The following is a 14,165-nucleotide window of genomic DNA, read 5'->3' as shown; positions in this document are numbered from 1 at the left end:
GGGTTTTTTTTGGGGGGGGGGGGGAGGTGGGGCGGGGGGGGGGGGGGGGGAAAGAGAGTTTCCTTTTTTTTTGTTTTTTCTTGGGGGGTGGCGACCCGTGTGAGGGGCGCGGCCCCCCGACAGGGGCTACTGGTCACCGGCCTCAAGCTGCGGGCGCTGCGGCTCTTCGAGGTACTCGGGCGGGACGTCGATGGCATCCGGCTGCCAGTCGGTGCGGACGGTGCCGTCGTGGGCGAGGGCGCGGGCCAGTTCGGCGCTCTTCGGCAGGGCCTTGAAGTGGTTGCGCAGGACGGTCTTCTTGGCCATCTCGTCGTAGTTCTCGCGCCAGGCCGGGCTGTTCTTGGAGCGCATCTTCTGGCGACGCTCTTCGATCTCCGACGGGTACATGACCTTGAAGGTCCGGCCGCCGTTGATGAGCCGGGCGACGGAGTAGTAGGCGACGGCCTTGCCCCGAGGGCCGCCGGCGAACGGCCGGTGGATGAGCCGCTCCTCGAGGCCTTCCTCGTGTTCGAAGTAGTCGTTCTCGCGGACGGTCTCGACCTTCACCGACGACGCCATCGGGTGCTGGTAGAAGAGCGTCACCATGCCCTGGTAGCCGAGCTGGAACGAGGCCTCCCCCTTGTAGGGGACGATGAACGCCTCCTGCGTCGGCGAGCCGGGCTCGAAGCCCAGCTGCGAGCAGGTCATCAGGGCGCCGAGGAACGACTCGGTGGTGCAGTTCGCAAGGTCCGGGTTCTTACGGATGAGCGTGAGGGCGATGCGGGCGATGCGGTCGGCGTCCATGTGCTTGGGGAGTGCGCGGGCGATCTCGGGCTTCATGCGCTCGATCTGCTGGGCCATGGTCGGCTTTTGCTGCTCGCCGTTCTGCTCGACCTGGCCGACGTTCTCGGCTCGGCGGGCGACGGCGTTGCGGGCGGCGCTGGTCACAGGTTCTCCAGGTGGATGTTGAGGACGCGGGTGGGTTCGCCGCGGTACCGCTCGGGGTCGAGGTCGGGGTCGGCGTCGAGGGCGGCGTCTTTCCAGTGGATGGAGCCGCGCCGGGGGCGCCACGAGTAGGCGAGTTCGCCGCGGATGTGGACGTCGGTGGCGTCGCCAGCGATGGCCTTGAGGTGGTTGTCCGCCTCGGTCATCGCGATGTCGGCTGCTTCGGCCTGCTCTTTGGCCGTGGCCCGGATCTTCAGCCACTTCTCGACCTCGGCGGCGTCGGCGACGACGATCTGGTCGACGGGGTTGGCGTGGAGCCGGTCGAGGAGCTGACCGGTGGCGTGGCTGCCGTCGAGCGGCGGTCGGACGCCGGCCTGGACCCAGCCCCAGAATTCGTCGGCGATCGCGATGAGGTTGTCGATCATCTGCTGGTCGCGGTCGATGCGGTGGACGACGGTGCGCTGCCCGCCGATGGACGCCGCGGAGTAGCCGAAGTTCCAGCCGGTGAGGGCGAGCTGCCACTGGACCTGGACCTGGACTTCGCCGGGGGTCTCGTCGATCCAGTCCTTGAGGGCGTAGGACGAGCGGGTCTTGATCTCGAGGACGCCCATCTCGCCGTCCTCGACGGTCGCGCGGTCGAGGTTGACGAGCATGTGCGGCCGGCTGGGCAGGCGCAGGGTGCCGGGGTTGTCGAGGACGGGGAGGCCGGTTCGCTTGGTGAAGCGGGATGCGACAAACGGCTCGAGCTCGTGGCCCATCTCGGCGGCCTCGGACAGGACCGGGTCGTGGCGCCGGGGCACGGTCTCGCCGCGCTTCTTCAGCCAGATCTCCAGCGGGCTCGTGTACTCGTTGAGTCCGCAGATGGCGACGATGTCGCTGCCGCCGATACCGCTGGCGCGGACCGCGTGCCACTCGTCGGCGGGGGCGTCGGGACCGAGGACGACCTGGGCGCCGGACGGGTAGGTGAGCGTCACGCGGCCACCTGCCCGGCGGCGATCTTCTGCAGCTTGGCGATGCCGTTCTCGTCGTACTTGGCGAGCCGGACCGCAGCGGCCTCGGCCGGGTACTCGTTGGCGAGCTTGGCCGCGTTGTGCTGGTCGGCTCGGGCGAGGAGGCTGATGAGGGCCTCGGTGAAGCTGCCGGGTCGCCAGCCGCCAGCGGCGCCGAATGCGGAGAGGACGTACCGGGCGGTGGTTGGAGGAATGTCGGTCACTGCGGGCTCCTGGGGTTGGTGACCACCGCCGCCCCGTTGGCGGGGGCTCTGTGGGGCGGCGGTGGCCGGCGCGGACCTGGGGGATCACGCGCCGTCTATGGGGTGGGTCAGGCGGAGGCGATCGCTCGCTTCTTGGCCTGTTCGGCGACGTGGGCGACGTAGTCGTCCTGCCACTCCTGCGGGTTGTGTCCGGCAGCCTCGGCGGCCTCCCACGCCCACTCGCCGATCTCACCGGACTCCAGCTGCTCGTCGACGTCTGCGAGCGTTGCGTGAAGAAGGTCGGGGTCCGACTTCTCCAAGGCCTTCAGGAGCCGGTACGCGATCCAGGCGCGGCCGCCGGCGAGGGCGTGCGCGGCCATGGCGAAGTGGTCTCCGCTGGCGGTCTGGAACAGGTCGGCGGTGGAGCGCAGGACCTGCTTCAGCAGGTCCTCGACTGCGGCAGAGGCGTCGTAGCCCTTGTCGGCCAGTTCCTCCACCTCGTCGTGGTGCAGGGTGTCGATCTGCTCCACCTTGCCGCCCTCGCCGAGGCTGTCGGCCCACTCGTCCCAGCGGGACTCCGGCGACTCCTCATCACCGATCCGGCGAGGCATCTGCAGGCCGACGAAGTTGTGCCCGCGGATGACGAGCGGCTTGTCATAGGAGGACTGCCAGAGGGTCACCTGGCGTCCTGCTGCCTCCCAGCGGGCGAGGAGGTCGGAGGTGAAGCCGGTCCACGGCGACTCGGTGGGCTGGTTCTCCAGCGCGGTACGGACTAGACCGCGCCAGTCGGGGAAGGGCAGGCCGGTTCCCATGGAGAGGACGAGCTGGTTGCCGTGGCTCTCGAAGGTGAGGCCCTGCTTGTAGGGGGAGATGTGGACGCTGTGCTCGCCGTTGAGGCCGTCGACCCAGGCGGTGAGGGCGGGCACGTCGGAGAGACGGACGGTGCGCTGCCAGGCCGGGTCGCTGCTGCGGATGCGCTGCCTGGCGATGGCGAAGGTGAAGCGGTCGGTGGCGGCGGCGTGGAGGTAGCGTCCGTCGTAGTCGAGGTGGACCCCCTGGATCGCGCCGTACCCGGAATGGCGGCCGATGTGAGGGTCGACCTTCCCCAGCAGGTTGCTGAGGTTGTGGGCCGTCAGGGTCGTCGTGGTCACCTGTGCTCCTTCTGGGATGCTTGGGGTGCGCCCCGTCGAACTCACCTCGACGGGGCGTCCTGCTGGTGTTGGTTTTGTCCCGCCGGGCGTTGGCCGGTGTCATCCATCGGCCGGCGGGTGGTCTAGGCGGCCCGGGTGGTGACGGGCAGGAGGAGAGCGGCCTGGTAGGTGGCGGACACCTCGGGGAGGCCGTGGGTCTCGATGAGGTGCTCGGTCATGGCGTCCTGGGCGACCGGGCCGGGCTTGACGTTGACGGCGCAGCCGGGCATCGGGCAGCGGACGATGGTCTCGATCACGCGGCTGTCCTCTTGGGTGCAGGCGCGTTGAGAGCCATTCCCGCGGCCGGGGAGAACGGGACGGCGCCGACGACGGGCCAGGTGGCGACGGTGGTGTCGGGTTCGTAGCCGCACGATCCCCACTGGTCGGTGACCATCCAGCGGGACGGGTGGGGCGGCGAGGGCCAGAGGACGGCGAGCATCGTGCCCTCAGGGTTGCGGCGAACCGAGCCGATCAGGTCGGGCAGTTCGGTCTTGATGTCCTTACGCACGGGGGGTCTCCCAGAGGTGTCGGCCGAGCAGGAGGAGAGCGAGAGAGAGGGCGGCGCCGGCGGCGAGGCCGAGCCAGGCGCGGGTCACTGGACGGCCTCCGGGCCAAGGACCCGGGCGGCCCACGCGTCGAGGTCCTCGACGTGACCGGCGGCGAGTGACGCGGTGTAGGCGACGGTGGTCTGCAAGCCCCGTTCGATCTCGACGAGGTTGAGTGCCCGGAGGAGCTGGGCGCCAGCGGCCTCGCGTATCTGCGGCTCGGCGTCGGGCAGGTCGCACAGCAGCTCCGACACGATCGCCGTCTGCGGGGTCATGAGGCGGCCTTCATCTGCTGCGCGGAGGTGACGGCCATGTCGTAGAGGGCGTGGATGCCTTCGGCGAGGTTCCGTGCGTCCTCGTCTGTCTCCTCGCCGAGCAGGGCGTTGAAGAGGGCGTAGGCGGTCTGCGTCTGTCCGTTGAGCCATGCGGCGGTGAACTGGGCAGCGAACCGCGGGCCGGGCGGCATGGCGCTGATGTTGGTCGGCTCGTTGCCGTGGAAGGCGAGGAGACCGAAGGTGCCTCGGGCGCCGGGGTTCTGCTTCTCGGCGGCGACGGCGACCACGCTGGCGAGCGCGGCGCACATCGAGACCGTCGTGGTGGGACCGCCCTTGACGAACGGGCCGAGCAGGTTCATCCCGAGCAGCGGGTTGCCGGTCATGCCGTGCGCGACGGCCGCCATGATCGTGTCCGCCGGGTCGGCGCAGGGGGTGGTGGGGATGTCGGTGCTCATGACGCCACCGCCTCGGCCTTGCGGACAGAGAAGGATCCGTCGGCGTGCCAGATGATCGTGTCGCCGAACTTGGCGACGACGTGGCCCGGCTTCTCGCCGATCCGCAGCCCGGTCGTGATGAGCTTCCCGTCGACGTACTCCCAGTAGCCCTTGGCGAAGACGCCGATCCGGTCGAGCCAGCGGTCGATCCGCCCGTAGGTTGCCTCGGTCAGCACGTGGGCGAGGAGCTCGCCGTCACGCAGCGGGCTGTCGTGGTCGATGTCGATGTGCTCAAGGACCATGCCGCCGCTGTAGCCGTGTACGGAGACGAGCGGCGTGCCGTGGCCGAGGATCCAGGCCGGGGTGCGAGTCGTGGTGACGAGGCGGGTCTTGGCGGCGTCGTCCGGGTGGAACTCGGGCCGGCAACTGGGGTACGCGATGACGCGGGTGCCGACCGGGTGAGCGGCGTTCCAGGCGTCGGCCTCCTGCTGGCCCTTGGCCTTGGCCTCTTCGAGCTGGTCGCGGTAGTTGCTCACGACGCCTCCCCGGCCTCGGCCTTGAGGCGTGCGATCTCGGCGTGTGCTGCGGCGAGCTCGTCAGCCGCGGTGCGCTGCCGTTCGGCGTACTCGGCGATTCCGTCGCGCCACTGCTGCACGCCGGCGAGCACGCGGTCCGCGACGGCCAGCTGCTGCTCGATCGGCATCTCCGAGCGGAACAGCATCTGCAGCTCGTTGCCGCTGTGTCGGCCCTTCGAATAGAGGGACAGTGTCGCGAGCGGCGGCATGGCCCCTGACGCGGTTCCCGTCTCGGCCCAGAAGTCGTAGGCATGCATCAGCGGGTTCCTCCGGTGTAGTCGCGGCCGCGGAGGTCGGGGTCGATGTCGAGGAAGGCGTGCCACTGCTCCCAGTGGGCGCCGTCGGCGTCGGGGCAGGCCTTGCGGGCGTTGGCGCGGATCTCGGCGATCTGCCGCTCGAGCTCCTCGGCGGTCACGTCCAGGCGCTCGATCGGGTTGGGCTCGGGCTCGCACCGGACACAGGTCGTGTCGAGACAGTCGTCCTTGTGCAGCTCGGGGATGAACGGCGGCGCGGCGAGGAAGGTGGCGATCAGGCGGTGGTTGTCGTTCATCACCAGCACCTGCCGATCTCGCGGAGGGAGCCGGTGCGTTCGGCGACCTTGGCCTCGGTCTCGATGTCGGTCGGCATGGAGCCGGCGAGCGGGGCGACCCAACGGGTGCCGTCCGAGGTGACGGACTGGTCGAGCCAGGCGTCTCCGCGACCGTCGATGTAGATGCGGCGCCGTCGGTCGGACATGTCCTCGCGGGGCAGAGCCTCGGCGAGGACCGCACGCAGTTCGCTCGGTGTGACGTTCTCGTCGTACTGGTCGAGCTGCGCGAGGATGATGCGGAGCGCGTTCTCGACCGGGTTGACCGGCAGGCCCTCGTGATGCTCCGAGGCGGACAGCCAGTTGATGAGCTCGTACTGCGCGGCCAGGGCTTCGGTGCCCGGGTCGTTGTGGTCCTGGATGAAGTGCTCGTGCGAGATGGCGACACGACGGGCGCGGATCGCAAGCTCGGCGATGGCCTCGCCGATGGCGGCGTCCACGACGTGGCGGGCGATCGTATTGCTGGCGGCGCCACCGTGGAGCAGCATCACGAGCAGGTCGTCGCGGCGCGTGAGTTCCTGGCGGGCGTTCATGCGGCACCTCGCACGGACAGCAGCGGGTGGTACTTGCCGAGGACCTTGTTGGCGCGGGCCAGGGCGGAGAGTGCCGTCTCACGGTCGGCCTGGTCCTCGCTGCACAGCGGGCCGCGGAAGCTCAGCACCTCGCGGACGGCGGCGTCGGCGTCGACCTCGGCCTGCAGGACGTGCAGCGGGATCGTGCTGCCGATCATTGCGGCCACGCGGTCGGGGATCGGAACGGGCACCAACTCGTGGTACGTGAGGGATACTCGAGACATGGGAAGCCTCTCTGTCGTGACTGGTGAAGGGGTGGATCTAGGGCCGACCGTCGGGCTACGACCTCCGGCGGCGGCCCGCATACCGCTCTAGGCGGCGAGGGCGGCCTGCTTCGGGGGTCGGCCGGCCGCACGCCGCGGGCGGCGGATCGGGGTCGGCTCGACCCGGTGGGCCCGGTACTGGTGGTCCAGGTCCTCGCGGCTGATCAGGATGTTGCCGTTGTCGACGGCGCGGCTGTGGGGCATGCCGTCCTTGATTCGCCGGTAGATCGTCTTGACGCTGCACCGCATGACCCACGCCGCCTCGGCGGGGTTGAGGTACGGGGCGTCCGGGTCTTCGGGCTTCGTGGGCTTACCGTAGGCAGCCACTCCTAGTCCTTTCGTTGGGCCTCGTTGGAGGCGAGTAGGTCGGTGTCGGTAGCGTTCAGAGCGGCTCGGAGGCGCACGTACTTGGAGGGCCTCAAGCGCCTGCGGGCGCCTCGCTCGAGCTTGTTGAGGTAGTTGGCTGTGATGCCGACCGCCTCGGCGAGCTGCTCGGTCTCGATCCCCGCTTGCATGCGCTTTTTGCGTATGGCCGCCCCGTCCACCTGGAAGGTGGCTCCGGGTTGGTGCATGACTAAGAAGCTACCCCTAGCTACCCATTCCGTCTAGCTCCTAGTGGGTAACTAAGTGCCCGGCTGTGGACATGAAGCACCCTCACATGCCCTCTGAGCAGCGTAATTGTTGGGCCAAGTTGGGTCAGAAAGTGACCCCAGTCCTGGCTGGTCCCCGCGAGTCCTGTCACTATGGGCGCCATGGCACCCAGTGACCTCGACCTCGAACGCATCGCAACGAGAGCGCGAAAGCGCCGGCAGCAGCTCGGGCTGGCCCTCAACGATGCGAACGCCGCCGCGGGCGGCACCTCCAAGAAGACATGGCAGCGGATCGAGAAGGGCCTGCCTATCCGCGCCATGAACTACGTGAAGGTCGACGGGCTGCTCGAGTGGGCGCCTGGCAGCCTCGTAGCCATCGGGGAGGGCAAGGAGCCGATCCCGGTGAAGCCGTCAGAGTCCACGCCCGGCGTCACGATCAGCGAGATCCCTCCGGAGCTGATTGACGAGGAAGTGCGAGACGTCGTGAAACTGGCCGCGATCGCCACCACGGAGGGTCTGACGGTGGAACAGGTCCGGGAGCTCAGCGACCGCGTGGTGCGAGACCTTCGCAAGAACGGCCTGCTCGGCGACTGAAACTACTCCGAAAGTCGTACAACCTTTTCCGCTTGTGCAGATACTGAGAAAAACGGACCAGCTGCTTTCTGTTCAAGTGGTTCCAAGTTGCACGAGTCGTGGCAGAGTCAGAACACGTCCTTGGAGGCTCCCGCAACCGCCCGGAACAAGGGGGAGCCATGCTGTATAAAGACGCGCTCATCGTCGACTACGGGCCCGGCTTCCGTGGCCAGGCCCTGAAGACCGACCACGGGATCGTCTGCGCCGTGCCGAGCCAACCGCACGCCCGCAACGAAGCACGAACCACCATGCGGGAGTTGGTGAGGACACTCGGAGGAAGCTGTGACGAGTGCCGAGGTTGCCTCATACGCGACATCGGCTGAGATCATGGCCATGCGGAGTTCCGGCAGCGGGTACCTGCCGGACCCCCGCATCCTCGCCAGCACAGAGGAGGCTGACGCATGGTCCAAGTCGACCAGCACGTCTATGTCGAGTGGCGCGGGGGCACCTGCCGCGTCAAGTGGTGGACGGGCGAGTACCTGCCCTCTGGCCGCAAGCGCTATGAATCCAAGGGCGGCTTCACCGACGAGGACTCCGCATACCGGCACGGCCAGGACAAGCTCTACGAGATCCGGCACGGCACGCACATCTCCAACCGGGACGGCGCCACCCCTACGTCTGAGTGGGCGGAGAGCTGGCTCGAATCGCTCGACCTTCGCCATCTGTCCATCAGGAACTATCGGTGGCGGGTCAATCACATCAAGGCCTACTTCAAGCAGCGCCCGGTCAGTGAGCTCGACATCATGGACCACCGTGCCTTCAAGAAGTACCTGGTAGCCGTCCCCCTGGGCGCGAAGAGCCGGACACAGATCCTGAGTACGTTCGCCACGATCATGGACGATGCGGTGAAGGCTGGCTTGATCAAGGAGTCGCCGGTTGAGCGCCAGGGCCGCAGGGGCAAGTACGAGCGCAAACCGCGGGAGCGGAAGCGCGACATGACAGTTGAGTCTGTGGCGAGGCTCGCCCACAACGCCGACATCCGGTGGGGGTTCGCCGGGTTCGTCTACGAGTGGACGATGGCGATGACGGGCATGCGGCCGGCCGAGCTGTACGGGCTCACGCGCGAGTACTGCTACCCCCATTGGCCCAAGACCGACCTGCGTCTCGACCCGACCGAGGCGGAGCGCTACGACGAAGACCTGCTCCGGTACGGCGCGGGCGAGGGCCTGCTGCCCGCGATCCGGGTCGAGCGGCAAGTCCAGTACGAAGACAGCGTGCTCAGCTTCCACCCCCCGAAGTACGACAGCTTCCGGACCCTCGTCGTCCCTCCCTTCCTGGCCGAACTCCTCGAAGCCCTGCTGGCTTCCCACGGCTCCCCCTGGGTGTTCCCGGCGATCGAGGGAGGGAGCCTGGGTGCGGTCGCGTTCACTCGCGAGTACTGGCGCCCTGTTGCAGACGGCGCCCCCGCGTCTTCCGGGCCGAAGCTGTGGCGGGAGGAACTTCAGGCTGTGGAGCGGTTCGCCGGCAAGCGTCAGTACCTGGTCCGCCATGGGCACAAGGAGTGGCTCGACGAGGACGGGCATCCGCGGTTCGCCGTCGAGGCGCGTATGGGTCACGAACTGCAGGGCGTTGAGGGGACCTACAGCAACCTGACGATCGCCATGGAGCAGCAGATCATGCGTTCCCTCCAGGCTCGCTGGGAGGCCCTGCCCGCAGAGCTGAGGGTGAGACCGGTCCGCGACGAGCAGGTCCTCCGGAGGAACGCTGTCGCCTCCATTCAAGCGCTGGTGCAGCAGTTGATTGCCGAGGGGGTCACGGATCCCGAAGCGGTCCTGGCCCGCGTCGAGGCGGTCCGGCCGGGTTCCCTCAGGAACTCGGTCCTGCAGGCACGGCGGCGGGCGCTGGCCGACAAGTGACTCCCGTTTCCCACTTGTTTCCCACTGCCGTGCGTCGGGAACGGTCTACTGCAGGTCAGCGTGATGCTCAGGGGTTGATACGACAGATTCCCTCAACATGCACATGATGACCGGGTACATGAGCGCCGACCTCTTCCTCGCCATCGCCGAGAAGGCGGGCGAGGACCTCACCGTGGAGTCGTTCCAGCAGGCCGCGAACGGCTTCTCCGACACCGGGACGCTCGTGGGCGACCGGGCCGAGCCCAAGGGACAGAAGGAGAGCTTCGGCTGCGGTGCGCTGGTCCGGCTGAAGAACGGGCGGTACGAGGTGGCGGTGCCCTTCAGGTGTTATCCGCCGATCCCCTTCGGCTGAGAGGCGTGTCGCATGGGTGACCTGCTGGGCTTCGTCCTGAGCGGGCTGGTCTCGGGCGCGCTGTACGCGCTGCTCGCGACCGGGCTCGTCCTGTCGTACTCCGCCTCCGGACTCTTCAACTTCGCGCACGGCGCCACCGCGTACCTCTGCGCGCTGGCCTTCTACGAGCTGCACTCCGGCTTCGGCTGGCCGGCCGTGCCCACCGCCCTTCTGCTGGTGTTCGTGGTCGCGCCCGCGCTCGGCTGGGGACTGGACCGGCTGATGTTCCGCAAACTCGCCGGGGTCGGGGAGACGGCGCAGATCGTGGCCACCATCGGTCTGCTGGTGGCGCTGCCGGCGGCCGGGCTGTGGGTGGTCGAGCTGCTGGAGCGGGCCGGCGCGCCCGTCCTGCCGGCGGAGAACCAGTTCGGGCTGCCCGGTGTCGGGCCGAGCCCCGCGGTGTCCTGGCAGCCGCTCGACGGCGTCGGCATCGACTCCGACCAGCTGATCACCTGGCTCGCGACGGCGCTCGCGGCGGCCGGACTGTGGGTGCTGATGCGGCACACCCGGCTCGGGCTGCTGCTGCGGGCGGCCGTCGACAACCGCTCCCTGACCGAGCTGCGGGGCATCAGCGCGGACCGGCTGTCCTCGGTCGCGTGGATGCTCTCGTCCGGTCTCGCGGGCCTGGCCGGTGTCCTCGCGACCCCTCTCCTCGGGCTGTCCGCCCACGACTACACCCTGTTCCTCTTCGTCTCCGCGACGGCGGCGGTGCTCGGGCGCTTCGCCTCGGTGCCGCTGGCGTTCGCGGGCGGGCTCGGTCTCGGGGTGCTGCAGAACCTGGTCGCCGGGTACTCGTCCTTCGCCGAGGACATCACCGGCTTCCGTACCGCCGTACCCTTCCTCATCCTCTTCGCCGGCCTCGTCGTCCTCGCGCAGCGCCGGCGCGCGGCGGGCACGGCCGCGGCGGACCTGCCGCCGGTCGACCATCTGGCCGGGAAGGGCCCGGGCCGCCGCTGGGGGGCCTGGATCGTGGCGGCCGTCCTGCTCGGTACGGCCTTCTACACCGTCACCACACCGTTCTGGAGCGGGATCCTGGCCCAAGGGCTCGCGATCGGGCTCGTGTTCATGTCCTTCACCGTGGTGACCGGCCTCGGAGCGATGGTGTCGCTCGCCCAGGCGACCTTCGTGACCGTTGCCGCCCTCGTCGCGGGGCTGCTGATGAGCCACGGCTGGCCGTTCGTGGCCGCCACGGCACTCGGCACGGCCGCGGCGGCGCTCCTGGGCGCGGTGGTCGCACTGCCCGCGCTACGGCTCGGGGGGAGGTCGCTGGCCCTCGCCACCCTGGCCCTCGCCTTCCTCGCGGACCAGGTCCTCTTCCAGCTGGGGTGGCTGCGCAACGGCGACACCGGGTGGGAGATTCCCCGGCCGGCCGTGGGTCCGGTGGACCTGGCCGACGACCGGGCTCTGGGGCTCGCGCTCGTGGTGCTGTGCGGTGCGGTGGTGGCGCTGCTGACCTGGCTGCGCGGCTCCCGGTGGGGCCGGGCGATCCTCGCGGTCCGTTCGGCGCCGGAGGCCGCCGCGGCGTCGGGCGTCTCGGTGATACGGACCAAGCTCCTGCTCTTCACGGTGTCGGCGGGGCTCGCGGGCTTCGGGGGTGTGCTGTACGCCTCGTACAGCACGCGGATCACGGCGACGGACTTCACGGCGATGACGGGGCTGGTGTGGCTGGCCGTCGTCGTCGCGGCGGGGGTGCGCAGGCCGCAGTTCGCGGTGGTGGCGGGGCTGGTGTTCGCGGTGGTCCCGCACCTTCTGGCGACGTACGTCACGGAGTCCGCCCATCTGCCGGTGATCCTCTTCGGCCTGGCGGGACTCGCCCTCGCGAACGACCCTGACGGGTACTGCGCGGCGCTGCCGTCCAGACGAGCGGCGCGGGCGAGCGCCCGCACGGCCGCGACCCGCGCGACAGACACGACGGGCGAGCGCGGGTCCGCCCCGGGCGGCGCCACCGAGCCAGGGCCGACCGGCACCACCGTCGCCGCCACGGGCGGCACCCCCTCCGAGCCGCCTGCCCTCGAACTGCGGGGCGTCCGAGCCGGATACGCCGGCGCATCCGTGCTGCACGGCGTGGATCTCGCGGTTCGCGGCGGCGAGGTGCTCGTCCTGCTCGGCCCGAACGGTGCCGGAAAGTCCACCCTGTGCCGGGTGGCAGCGGGCCTGCTGCGGCCGGCCGACGGTCTGGTACGGATACGGGGAGCGGACGGCACACGGGACGGCGCGGTCGACCGGGCGCAGCGCGGGGTGCGGCTCGCGCCCGAGGGGCGGGGAATCTTCGCCGGGCTCTCGATCGAGGAGAACCTGGCTCTGCAGCTGCCGGCACCCGAGGACCGGGAGGCGGTCTACACCCGCTTCCCCGTGCTCGCCGCCCGCCGGACGGTCCACGCCGGGTCGCTGTCGGGCGGGGAGCAGCAGCTCCTCGCGCTCGCGCCGCTGCTCCAGCACCCGCCGGAGGTCCTCGTCGCCGACGAGCCCTCCCTCGGTCTCGCCCCCCGGGTCGTGGACGAGGTCTTCCGGCTCCTCACCGAACTCCGCGCGCACGGCACCGCGCTGGTCCTGGTCGAGGAGAAGGCGGCCGAGGTGCTCGGTGTCGCCGACACCGTCGCGTACCTCTCACAGGGCGAGATCGCCTGGTCCGGGCCTCGCTCCGAGGTGGATCCGGACCGGCTGGCCGAGGCATACCTGGGGACGGGAGTCCGCCGATGACCCGTGCGCTGCTCCGCGCGGAGGGGATCGACGTCCGCTTCGGCGGCGTCCACGCCCTGCGCGACGTGACGATCTCCGCACGCCCCGGTGAGATCTGTGGTCTCATCGGCCCCAACGGCGCGGGCAAGACGACGCTCTTCGACGTCCTGTCCGGGATCAGACGGCCGGACAGGGGCTCGATCGAGTACGCCGATGCGGACATCACCCGGCGCTCCCCCGTGTGGCGCGCCCGCCACGGCATCCGCCGCACCTTCCAACGCCGGCAGCTCTTCGGGCAGTTGACGGTGGCGGACAACCTGGTCGCGGCCCAGGACTGGCGGGGCGGGCCGCGGCGGGGTGCGCGCGGCCACGGGGAGCGCGTCGCCTCCGTGCTCCACGCGTGCGGGCTCGACGCGCTCGCAGGCTCTTACGCGGGTGCCCTGCCCGTGGGGCAGGCCCGCATGGTCGAGGTCGCCCGGGCGCTCGCCGACCCGCCCCGGGTCCTCCTGCTGGACGAGCCCGCGTCCGGAACGACCGCCGAGGAGCGCCGTCGGCTCGCCGCCGTCGTGCGCCACGCGGCCGACGAGGAGAACTGCGCGGTGCTGCTCGTCGAGCACAACGTGGCGTTCGTGATGGAGCTGTGCTCGCGCGTCGTGGTCCTGGACCTCGGCCGGGTGCTCGCCGAGGGGAGCGCGGCCGAGGTCCGGGCGGACGCCACGGTGCGGGAGGCTTACCTCGGCTCCGCGCCGGGAACGGTCAGGGACACGTGATCGAGGAGACCGACACGGCCCCCGGACCGGCGGAATGCGACGACGCCTCCGACCGTTGACGTGGGGAGTACCACCCGACGACGTAAGGATCGACCGCACGTGAGCATGGACAGCAGGGTCCCCTCCCTCACCCTGAACAACGGCGTGGAGATGCCGCAGCTCGGCTTCGGCGTCTGGCAGGTGCCGGACGACGAGGCGACCCGGGCGGTGGCGACGGCTCTGGAGGCCGGCTACCGCTCCGTCGACACGGCCGCGATCTACGAGAACGAGACGGGCACCGGCCGGGCGATCGCCGAGTCCGGCATCCCCCGCGAGGAACTGTTCGTCACCACCAAGCTGTGGAACAGCGAGCAGGGCCACGACACGGCGCTCCGGGCCTTCGACGCCTCGCTCGACAAGCTGGGCCTGGACTACGTCGACCTGTACCTGATCCACTGGCCCGTGCCGGCGAAGGACGCCTACGTCGACACGTTCCGGGCGTTCGAGAAGATCTACGCCGAGGGCCGGGCGAAGGCGATCGGCGTCTCCAACTTCCTTCCGGAGCACCTGGAGCGGCTGATCGGCGAGACCTCCGTCGTCCCCGCGGTCAACCAGATCGAGCTCCACCCGCATCTGCAGCAGCGGGCCCTGCTGGGAACCAATTTCGGCCAGGTGCTGCTGACGCACGGCGACGAGTCATGTAGGGACGAC

At 69.8% G+C, this 14,165-nt stretch carries 21 protein-coding genes and 1 pseudogene; 7 read left to right on the top strand and 15 right to left on the bottom strand.

Annotated elements, in window-relative coordinates:
* Positions 1–126: 126 nt before the first annotated feature.
* The 15 genes from ACFUJR_RS07270 to ACFUJR_RS07200 all read right to left on the bottom strand — a co-directional run bounded on the left by ACFUJR_RS07270 (position 127) and on the right by ACFUJR_RS07200 (position 7,128).
* Positions 127–927: a recombinase RecT gene (locus ACFUJR_RS07270; RefSeq protein ID WP_383166652.1), complete on the bottom strand. Its 801-nt coding sequence runs from the start codon at positions 925–927 to the stop codon at positions 127–129.
* Positions 924–1,898 carry a YqaJ viral recombinase family protein gene (locus ACFUJR_RS07265; protein WP_383166649.1) on the bottom strand — a complete coding sequence of 325 codons (975 nt, stop codon included), beginning with the start codon at positions 1,896–1,898 and terminating at the stop codon, positions 924–926. The genes ACFUJR_RS07270 and ACFUJR_RS07265 overlap by 4 nt, the downstream gene beginning before the upstream one ends.
* Positions 1,895–2,137 carry a hypothetical protein gene (locus tag ACFUJR_RS07260; protein ID WP_383166646.1) on the bottom strand — a complete coding sequence of 81 codons (243 nt, stop codon included), beginning with the start codon at positions 2,135–2,137 and terminating at the stop codon, positions 1,895–1,897. The genes ACFUJR_RS07265 and ACFUJR_RS07260 overlap by 4 nt, the downstream gene beginning before the upstream one ends.
* 107 nt (positions 2,138–2,244) lie before the next feature.
* Positions 2,245–3,267, bottom strand: coding sequence for a hypothetical protein (locus tag ACFUJR_RS07255; RefSeq protein WP_383166642.1), 1,023 nt, complete (start codon positions 3,265–3,267; stop codon positions 2,245–2,247).
* Between the two features lie 122 nt (positions 3,268–3,389).
* Positions 3,390–3,563 carry a hypothetical protein gene (locus ACFUJR_RS07250; RefSeq protein ID WP_383166639.1) on the bottom strand — a complete coding sequence of 58 codons (174 nt, stop codon included), beginning with the start codon at positions 3,561–3,563 and terminating at the stop codon, positions 3,390–3,392.
* Entirely contained in the window at positions 3,560–3,814 is a 255-nt protein-coding gene (locus ACFUJR_RS07245) for a hypothetical protein (protein ID WP_383166636.1), read from the bottom strand. The genes ACFUJR_RS07250 and ACFUJR_RS07245 overlap by 4 nt, the downstream gene beginning before the upstream one ends.
* Before the next feature lie 84 nt (positions 3,815–3,898).
* Positions 3,899–4,126, bottom strand: a complete 228-nt coding sequence (locus ACFUJR_RS07240) for a hypothetical protein (protein WP_383166633.1) — start codon at positions 4,124–4,126, stop codon at positions 3,899–3,901.
* Complete coding sequence (locus ACFUJR_RS07235) at positions 4,123–4,581, bottom strand: hypothetical protein (RefSeq protein WP_383166630.1); 459 nt, start codon at positions 4,579–4,581, stop codon at positions 4,123–4,125. The genes ACFUJR_RS07240 and ACFUJR_RS07235 overlap by 4 nt, the downstream gene beginning before the upstream one ends.
* Positions 4,578–5,096 (bottom strand): hypothetical protein, encoded by a 519-nt coding sequence (locus ACFUJR_RS07230; RefSeq protein ID WP_383166627.1) that lies wholly within the window; start codon positions 5,094–5,096, stop codon positions 4,578–4,580. The genes ACFUJR_RS07235 and ACFUJR_RS07230 overlap by 4 nt, the downstream gene beginning before the upstream one ends.
* Positions 5,093–5,392, bottom strand: a complete 300-nt coding sequence (locus tag ACFUJR_RS07225) for a hypothetical protein (protein WP_383166624.1) — start codon at positions 5,390–5,392, stop codon at positions 5,093–5,095. The genes ACFUJR_RS07230 and ACFUJR_RS07225 overlap by 4 nt, the downstream gene beginning before the upstream one ends.
* Complete coding sequence (locus ACFUJR_RS07220; protein WP_383166621.1) at positions 5,392–5,685, bottom strand: hypothetical protein; 294 nt, start codon at positions 5,683–5,685, stop codon at positions 5,392–5,394. Before ACFUJR_RS07220 ends, ACFUJR_RS07225 begins: the two co-directional genes overlap by 1 nt.
* The gene (locus ACFUJR_RS07215) at positions 5,685–6,254 is read right to left on the bottom strand and encodes a hypothetical protein (RefSeq protein ID WP_383166619.1); all 570 of its coding nucleotides are present in this window, start codon (positions 6,252–6,254) and stop codon (positions 5,685–5,687) included. Before ACFUJR_RS07215 ends, ACFUJR_RS07220 begins: the two co-directional genes overlap by 1 nt.
* On the bottom strand, positions 6,251–6,517 hold the full coding sequence (locus ACFUJR_RS07210; RefSeq protein ID WP_383166617.1) for a hypothetical protein: 267 nt from the start codon (positions 6,515–6,517) through the stop codon (positions 6,251–6,253). Before ACFUJR_RS07210 ends, ACFUJR_RS07215 begins: the two co-directional genes overlap by 4 nt.
* A gap of 87 nt (positions 6,518–6,604) precedes the next feature.
* The gene (locus tag ACFUJR_RS07205; protein WP_383166614.1) at positions 6,605–6,883 is read right to left on the bottom strand and encodes a helix-turn-helix domain-containing protein; all 279 of its coding nucleotides are present in this window, start codon (positions 6,881–6,883) and stop codon (positions 6,605–6,607) included.
* Positions 6,884–6,885: 2 nt separating this feature from the next.
* Positions 6,886–7,128 carry a helix-turn-helix domain-containing protein gene (locus ACFUJR_RS07200; protein WP_383166612.1) on the bottom strand — a complete coding sequence of 81 codons (243 nt, stop codon included), beginning with the start codon at positions 7,126–7,128 and terminating at the stop codon, positions 6,886–6,888.
* 180 nt (positions 7,129–7,308) lie between these two features.
* Here ACFUJR_RS07200 and ACFUJR_RS07195 point away from each other — a divergent pair, with 180 nt between their 5' ends.
* The 7 genes and pseudogenes from ACFUJR_RS07195 to ACFUJR_RS07165 all read left to right on the top strand — a co-directional run.
* Entirely contained in the window at positions 7,309–7,740 is a 432-nt protein-coding gene (locus ACFUJR_RS07195) for a hypothetical protein (RefSeq protein WP_383166609.1), read from the top strand.
* A 158-nt stretch (positions 7,741–7,898) separates the two neighbouring features.
* Positions 7,899–8,102 (top strand): hypothetical protein, encoded by a 204-nt coding sequence (locus ACFUJR_RS07190; protein ID WP_383166606.1) that lies wholly within the window; start codon positions 7,899–7,901, stop codon positions 8,100–8,102.
* 78 nt (positions 8,103–8,180) lie between these two features.
* Complete coding sequence (locus tag ACFUJR_RS07185; RefSeq protein WP_383166604.1) at positions 8,181–9,635, top strand: phage integrase SAM-like domain-containing protein; 1,455 nt, start codon at positions 8,181–8,183, stop codon at positions 9,633–9,635.
* A gap of 91 nt (positions 9,636–9,726) precedes the next feature.
* Positions 9,727–9,987: pseudogene (locus ACFUJR_RS07180) on the top strand (ABC transporter substrate-binding protein); the annotation flags it as partial.
* Between the two features lie 12 nt (positions 9,988–9,999).
* On the top strand, positions 10,000–12,726 hold the full coding sequence (locus ACFUJR_RS07175; protein ID WP_383166601.1) for an ATP-binding cassette domain-containing protein: 2,727 nt from the start codon (positions 10,000–10,002) through the stop codon (positions 12,724–12,726).
* Positions 12,723–13,475, top strand: coding sequence for an ABC transporter ATP-binding protein (locus ACFUJR_RS07170; RefSeq protein WP_383166598.1), 753 nt, complete (start codon positions 12,723–12,725; stop codon positions 13,473–13,475). The genes ACFUJR_RS07175 and ACFUJR_RS07170 overlap by 4 nt, the downstream gene beginning before the upstream one ends.
* Positions 13,476–13,580: 105 nt before the next feature.
* Positions 13,581–14,165 (top strand): aldo/keto reductase (locus ACFUJR_RS07165; RefSeq protein ID WP_383450268.1); only part of this gene is annotated, 585 nt, incomplete at its 3' end.

Source organism: Streptomyces sp. NPDC057271, from assembly GCF_042668715.1.
Classification (GTDB): Bacteria; Actinomycetota; Actinomycetes; order Streptomycetales; family Streptomycetaceae; genus Streptomyces.
This window is presented reverse-complemented; position numbering and strand designations above follow the sequence as displayed.